At 55.6% G+C, this 6230-nt stretch carries 7 protein-coding genes and 1 pseudogene; 7 read left to right on the plus strand and 1 reads right to left on the minus strand.

Translation table 11 applies throughout. The features are described 5' to 3' along the window. From FDW94_RS16815 to FDW94_RS16830, 4 genes are all read left to right on the plus strand, one after another. Positions 1-893, plus strand: an 893-nt coding sequence (locus FDW94_RS16815) for an ABC transporter permease (protein WP_249358581.1), incomplete at its 5' end; no start/stop codon positions are given. Continuing rightward, entirely contained in the window at positions 890-1786 is an 897-nt protein-coding gene (gene ddpC / locus FDW94_RS16820; RefSeq protein ID WP_003832993.1) for a D,D-dipeptide ABC transporter permease, read from the plus strand. The genes FDW94_RS16815 and ddpC, both read left to right, overlap by 4 nt. Continuing rightward, positions 1783-2769 carry an ABC transporter ATP-binding protein gene (locus tag FDW94_RS16825; protein ID WP_137377926.1) on the plus strand — a complete coding sequence of 329 codons (987 nt, stop codon included), beginning with the start codon at positions 1783-1785 and terminating at the stop codon, positions 2767-2769. The genes ddpC and FDW94_RS16825 overlap by 4 nt, the downstream gene beginning before the upstream one ends. Beyond that, complete coding sequence (locus tag FDW94_RS16830) at positions 2762-3697, plus strand: ABC transporter ATP-binding protein (RefSeq protein ID WP_137377927.1); 936 nt, start codon at positions 2762-2764, stop codon at positions 3695-3697. Before FDW94_RS16825 ends, FDW94_RS16830 begins: the two co-directional genes overlap by 8 nt. A 19-nt stretch (positions 3698-3716) precedes the next feature. On the opposite strand, the gene FDW94_RS16835 is transcribed toward FDW94_RS16830, so the two are convergent. Beyond that, positions 3717-4607 carry a LysR family transcriptional regulator gene (locus FDW94_RS16835; RefSeq protein ID WP_003020016.1) on the minus strand — a complete coding sequence of 297 codons (891 nt, stop codon included), beginning with the start codon at positions 4605-4607 and terminating at the stop codon, positions 3717-3719. Between the two features lie 142 nt (positions 4608-4749). On the opposite strand from FDW94_RS16835, the gene FDW94_RS16840 reads away from it, so the two are divergent. From FDW94_RS16840 to FDW94_RS24415, 3 genes and pseudogenes are all read left to right on the plus strand, one after another. Continuing rightward, positions 4750-5457 (plus strand): CoA transferase subunit A, encoded by a 708-nt coding sequence (locus FDW94_RS16840; RefSeq protein WP_003020020.1) that lies wholly within the window; start codon positions 4750-4752, stop codon positions 5455-5457. Between the two features lie 2 nt (positions 5458-5459). Next, positions 5460-6116 carry a CoA transferase subunit B gene (locus FDW94_RS16845; RefSeq protein ID WP_137377928.1) on the plus strand — a complete coding sequence of 219 codons (657 nt, stop codon included), beginning with the start codon at positions 5460-5462 and terminating at the stop codon, positions 6114-6116. 10 nt (positions 6117-6126) lie between these two features. Next, positions 6127-6230, plus strand: a pseudogene (locus FDW94_RS24415) (acetyl-CoA acetyltransferase); the annotation flags it as partial.

A 6230-nucleotide genomic window follows, 5' to 3' on the forward strand; every position in this document is an offset into this window, starting at 1 on the left:
GTGCCAGCGATGAAATTGTCGAAAATATTCGCCAACAGTTGGGGCTGAATCAGCCGCTGTATGTCCAGTTTTTTCGCTATGTCAGCGATATTTTTCACGGCGATTTAGGCATATCCATTCGCACCGGGCGTCCGGTACTGGATGAGCTGCGCATTTTCTTCCCCGCGACCCTTGAATTGGCTTTCTGCTCTTTGTTGCTGGCGCTGGTGATAGGTATCCCGCTGGGTATTTTGTCTGCGGTCTGGCGTAACCGCTGGCTTGATCACCTTGTTCGGCTAATGGCAATTACCGGTATCTCCACGCCTGCATTCTGGCTGGGGCTGGGGGTTATCGTGCTGTTTTACGGTCATCTGCAAATTTTACCCGGCGGTGGGCGTTTAGACGACTGGCTGGATCCACCTGCTCACGTTACCGGTTTCTACCTGATTGATGCACTGCTGGAAGGCAACGGCGAAGTCTTTTTCAATGCGCTTCAGCACCTGATTTTGCCATCGCTGACATTGGCTTTTGTACATCTTGGGATCGTTGCCCGTCAGATTCGTTCCGCTATGCTGGAGCAACTGAGTGAAGATTACATACGTACCGCCCGCGCCAGCGGGCTCCCGGGCTGGTACATCGTGCTGTGCTATGCATTGCCTAACGCACTTATCCCATCAATCACCGTCCTCGGCCTGGCGCTGGGCGATCTGCTCTACGGTGCGGTATTGACCGAAACGGTCTTTGCCTGGCCTGGCATGGGCGCCTGGGTGGTGACCTCAATTCAGGCTCTCGACTTCCCGGCGGTAATGGGATTTGCGGTGGTGGTCTCGTTCGCCTATGTGCTGGTCAACCTGGTGGTGGATTTACTCTATCTGTGGGTAGACCCTCGAATTGGACGTGGAGGTGCTGAATGATGCTCACACAAGAAACACCGACCGCCCCTCAGACAGCACGCCGCCGCACGGACTGGGCCAAACTGTTCTGGATGATGAAAAGTAGCCCGCTGACGCTGGTTGGCGGGGTCATCATCGTATTGATACTGCTGCTGATGGTGCTGTCGCCGTGGATAACACCCCACGATCCGAATGCCATCAATTTGAGTGCGCGCCTGCTGCCCCCGTCAGCCGCTCACTGGTTTGGAACCGATGAAGTCGGTCGCGATCTGTTCAGCCGCGTTCTGGTAGGAAGTCAGCAATCTGTCGTTGCGGGTTTGGTGGTAGTGGGTATCGCCGGGGGATTGGGCTCACTGCTGGGTTGCTTGTCGGGTGTCATGGGCGGGCGGGCCGACGCGATAATAATGCGGATGATGGACATTATGCTGTCCATTCCTTCGCTGGTGCTGACGATGGCGTTGGCCGCCGCGCTGGGCCCCAGCCTGTTTAACGCCATGCTGGCGATTGCAATCGTCCGTATCCCTTTCTATGTACGCCTCGCCCGCGGTCAGACGTTAGTGGTACGCCAGTTTACTTATGTACAGGCTGCCCGGACCTACGGCGCTTCACGCTGGCATCTGATTAGCTGGCACATTTTACGCAATTCTCTGCCGCCGCTCATTGTGCAGGCATCACTGGATATCGGCAGTGCGATCCTGATGGCCGCCACGCTCGGGTTTATCGGTCTGGGCGCCCAGCAACCCAGCGCTGAATGGGGTGCGATGGTCGCAATTGGCCGCAATTACGTGCTTGATCAGTGGTGGTATTGTGCTTTTCCCGGCGCCGCCATTCTGATTACCGCCGTGGGCTTTAATCTCTTTGGCGATGGTATTCGCGATCTGCTGGATCCGAAAGCCGGAGGAAAACAGTCATGACACAACCCGTACTGGAAATCGAAGATTTGCATCTGAGTTTCCCCGGCTATAAAGCTGACGTGCATGCGCTGAACCATGTATCACTGCACATCAACCGCGGAGAAATCGTTGGTGTGGTGGGTGAATCCGGTTCCGGTAAGTCCGTGACCGCCATGCTCACCATGCGTCTGCTACCGGAGGGAAGCTATCGTATTCACCAGGGACGCGTTTCGCTGCTGGGTGAAGATGTGCTCAATGCCAGTGAGAAACAAATGCGCCAATGGCGCGGTGCACGTGTCGCGATGATCTTTCAGGAGCCCATGACAGCACTGAATCCGACCCGCCGTATCGGCCAGCAAATGGTGGAGGTGATCCGCCATCATCAGGCGTTAAGCCGCACGGATGCCCGCCAGAAAGCCGTCGCTCTACTCGAAGAGATGCAAATCTCGGACGCGCCGGAGGTCATGAAACGTTTTCCGTTTGAGCTTTCCGGCGGTATGCGCCAACGCGTGATGATTGCGCTAGCCTTTTCGTGCGAGCCGGAGCTTATCATTGCCGATGAACCGACCACTGCACTGGACGTCACGGTGCAACTGCAGGTGCTGCGTTTGCTGAAGTTAAAAGCGCGCGCCAGCGGAACAGCGGTGTTATTTATCAGCCATGATATGGCGGTGGTTTCACAGTTATGTGACCGGTTGTATGTCATGTATGCCGGGAGTGTGATTGAGAGTGGCCCGACGCAAACCGTTATTCAACGCCCGACTCACCCCTATTCCATCGGCTTGCTGAAATGTGCACCGGAACACGGCGAACCGCGCGCATTGCTGCCCGCCATTCCCGGCACCGTGCCGAACCTAACCTGCTTACCTGCTGGATGCGCGTTTCGCGACCGCTGCTTTGCCGCTGGTCCTCGTTGTGAAGAAACGCCGGCGTTAAGTAGTCAGGGAGGTGCAGATCAACAATCTGCCTGCTGGTATCCGCAACTGGAGACAACACATGTCTGATTTTTTACTGGCGCTGCAGGATGTTCATGTCAACTTTCCTGCGCGTAAAAACTGGCTTGGCAAGATTACGGAACGGGTGCATGCGCTCAACGGTCTGGATTTACAGATTCGCCAGGGTGAAACGCTGGGGATTGTTGGCGAATCCGGCTGTGGAAAAAGTACGCTGGCGCAACTGTTGATGGGCATGTTGAAACCCAGCCAGGGAAGCTATTCTCGCCGTGGTGATAAGCAGCATAACGGTATGCAAATGGTCTTTCAGGACCCGCTTTCATCACTGGATCCGCGCTTACCGGTGTGGCGGATAATTACCGAACCGGTGTGGATCCAAAAACGGAGCCCGGAGCGTGAACGACGCATGCTTGCCGAGGATTTGGCACGGCAGGTGGGCATTCGTCCTGAATATCTCGACCGCTTGCCGCACGCGTTTTCCGGTGGACAGCGCCAACGTATTGCTATTGCCCGGGCGCTATCGTCAGAGCCGGATGTTATCGTCCTCGATGAGCCCACTTCAGCGCTGGATATCTCCGTGCAGGCGCAAATTCTCAACCTGCTGGTGTCGCTACAGGCGCGCAGAAACCTGACCTACGTATTGATATCGCATAACGTGTCGGTGGTCCGCCATATGAGCGACCGTGTGGCGGTGATGTACCTCGGGCAAATTGTTGAGCTGGGCGATGCCCAACAGGTTCTCACTCACCCCGCCCATCCGTACACACGATTATTACTGGACTCGGTCCCTAAAACGGGCGCACCGCTGGCGGAAGATTTGGTGTTACGTAAAACCGAGCTACCGGGAAACCGAACGTTGCCCCAGGGCTGCTTTTTCCGTGACAGATGTCCATTGGCAACCCAAGGTTGTGAGAAGAAACAGGCATTGCTGAAGAGTGATACCGGATGTGACGTTCGCTGCTGGCGGGCGGTTACATGACCTGAGCCGTTGAGAAAAGTCAGGTGCGATACGCCTTTTTCAGTGAATCCACCAGCACCTCGGAAGCGGTAGATAATTTATGATGCGCCGAACGCAAAACCCCGATCCGACGCTGGATCACCGGCGTATCCAGATCGATACAGGTTGCGCCTAACTCTGTCATTTGCGTGCGGCATAGTGCAGGTACGGCGCTACCGCCCAGACCGTTAGCCACCAGACGGCCAACGGTCACCAGTTGATGGCTCTCCAGCGCTACTTCCAGCGTATGTCCGCTTTGCACCAGTTGTTCTTCCAGCATCAGCCGCACGGCGGACGGGCGTTGCAGGGTGATAAAATCCAGCGTCAGCAGTTCGCGCCACGCTATACGATCCCTGTCTGCCAGTCGACAGGTTGGCGGCACAATCGCGATAAAACGATCCACGCCGAGCGGCGTGAAATGCAGATGTCCCGAATAGTCCGGCTCGAAGGCTATGCCCATCTCGACCCGCCCTTCACTGACCATTTCAATCACGTGTTCATTAATTACATCGTGAACCGTTACGTTGATACCGGAATAAGAATCACGAAATGTTTTCAGTACCGATGGCAGGACGTTAGCGGCAAATGAGGGCATGGCGGCGATCGATATTTTACCGCGCTGCAGCGTAAAGCGCTGGCGCATGGCTTCTTCCGTATTCTCCCAGTCCGCCAGCAGCTGTCGCCCCATATTCAGCAGCGTTTCTCCCTCCTGCGTCAGGGTCACTTTGCGGGTCGTTCTTAACAGTAACGCCCCGCCCAGCGAATCTTCCAGTCCTTTAATCGCCAGGCTTAACGCGGGTTGCGACATATTCAGTCTTTCGCTGGCATGAGCAAAATTCAGAGTGTGAGCTACCGCTAAAAACGCGCGTAACTGTTTGATGCTCATTCCCATTTCGCATTCCTTTAACTTGTTGAATACCTTTAATTAACATTAAATTGATAAAAAAACCCAATGAGTGAGTCACAAATTTAAAATTAACAAATCATTTTTCACCCCCAATGATGTCGGCAAGGACAACTGGGGAGGCAAGTGTATGGCTGGACTGGATAAACGTGTTGCCACTTATCAAGAGGCGCTGGAAGGACTGACCGACAACATGACGCTGCTGGCAGGTGGTTTTGGTCTATGTGGGATCCCTGAAAACCTGATTACCGAAGTACGCCGTCGGGAGGTTCAGGGACTTACCGTTGTATCAAACAACTGCGGCGTGGATGGCTTTGGCCTTGGCGTGCTGCTGGAAACGCGTCAGGTGCGCAAAGTGGTCGCGTCCTATGTGGGGGAAAACGCCCTGTTTGAGAAACAGGTGCTTAGCGGCGAACTGGAAGCCATCCTGACGCCACAGGGTACGCTGGCAGAGCAGTTGCGCGCGGGCGGCGCGGGGATCCCGGCATTTTTTACCGCGACCGGATATGGAACCCCCGTGGCGGAAGGGAAAGAGGTTCGCGAGTTTGCCGGACGCCCTTACATCCTTGAGCAGGCGATAACCGGTGATTTTGCGTTGGTTAAAGGCTGGAAAGCCGACTGGTACGGCAACGTCATCTATCGCCACACCGCACAGAATTTTAATCCGCTGATGGCCGCCGCCGGGCGCATTACCGTCGTGGAAGTCGAAGAAATTGTCCCTCCCGGAGAACTGGACCCTGCTGCGATTCACACTCCCGGAATTTTCGTTAACCGCATCATTCAGGGGCAGTTTGAAAAACGTATTGAACAACGCACCCTGCGCCAGAAAGGAGCCTGACCATGTTAACGCGTGAACAAATGGCGATGCGCGTCGCCCGCGAGCTGCGCGACGGATATTACGTCAACCTTGGGATCGGCATTCCCACGCTGGTGGCAAATTACATCCCTGATGGCATGGACGTGATGCTGCAATCAGAAAACGGTTTGCTGGGTATGGGGCCGTTTCCCACAGAAGACGAAATTGATGCCGACATGATCAACGCCGGGAAACAGACAGTGACGGCGCGCAAAGGCGCGGCGATTTTCGACTCGGCGCAATCCTTCGCCATGATCCGCGGCGGCCACGTTGATCTGACGGTGCTCGGTGCGTTTGAAGTCGATGTTAACGGCAATATCGCCTCATGGATGATCCCCGGAAAAATGGTGAAAGGCATGGGCGGCGCGATGGACCTGGTTGCCGGAGCTGACAATATCATTGTGGTAATGACCCATGCTTCCAAAAGCGGTGAGTCCAAACTGCTTCCCGCCTGCACCCTGCCGCTGACAGGCGTGGCCTGCATCAAACGCGTGCTTACCGACCTGGCTCTGCTGGAAATTGCCGACGGTGCGTTCATTCTGCGTGAGCGTGCACCGGGCATCAGCGTGGATGAAATTGTCGCCAGAACCGCCGGCAAGCTGATCGTTCCCGAAATTGTCCCCGAAATGCACTTTAGCTGAGGAGCTGACCATGCAGGATGTTGTTATTGTCGCGGCAACGCGCACCCCGATTGGCAGTTTTCATGGCGCGCTGGCACCACTTTCCGCCGTGGAGTTAGGCACGGCGGTAGTCCG

This window comes from Citrobacter sp. wls757 (genome assembly GCF_005280935.1).
Taxonomy (GTDB): Bacteria; Pseudomonadota; Gammaproteobacteria; order Enterobacterales; family Enterobacteriaceae; genus Citrobacter; species Citrobacter portucalensis.

Bases quoted from the DNA above. Each gene is read 5' to 3' on its own strand.
- ddpC (WP_003832993.1), top strand. From the start codon at position 890: ATGATGCTCACACAAGAAACACCGACCGCCCCTCAGACAGCACGCCGC.
- FDW94_RS16840 (WP_003020020.1), top strand. From the start codon at position 4,750: ATGGCTGGACTGGATAAACGTGTTGCCACTTATCAAGAGGCGCTGGAA.
- FDW94_RS16830 (WP_137377927.1), top strand. From the start codon at position 2,762: ATGTCTGATTTTTTACTGGCGCTGCAGGATGTTCATGTCAACTTTCCT.
- FDW94_RS16835 (WP_003020016.1), bottom strand. From the start codon at position 4,607: ATGGGAATGAGCATCAAACAGTTACGCGCGTTTTTAGCGGTAGCTCAC.
- FDW94_RS16845 (WP_137377928.1), top strand. From the start codon at position 5,460: ATGTTAACGCGTGAACAAATGGCGATGCGCGTCGCCCGCGAGCTGCGC.
- FDW94_RS16825 (WP_137377926.1), top strand. From the start codon at position 1,783: ATGACACAACCCGTACTGGAAATCGAAGATTTGCATCTGAGTTTCCCC.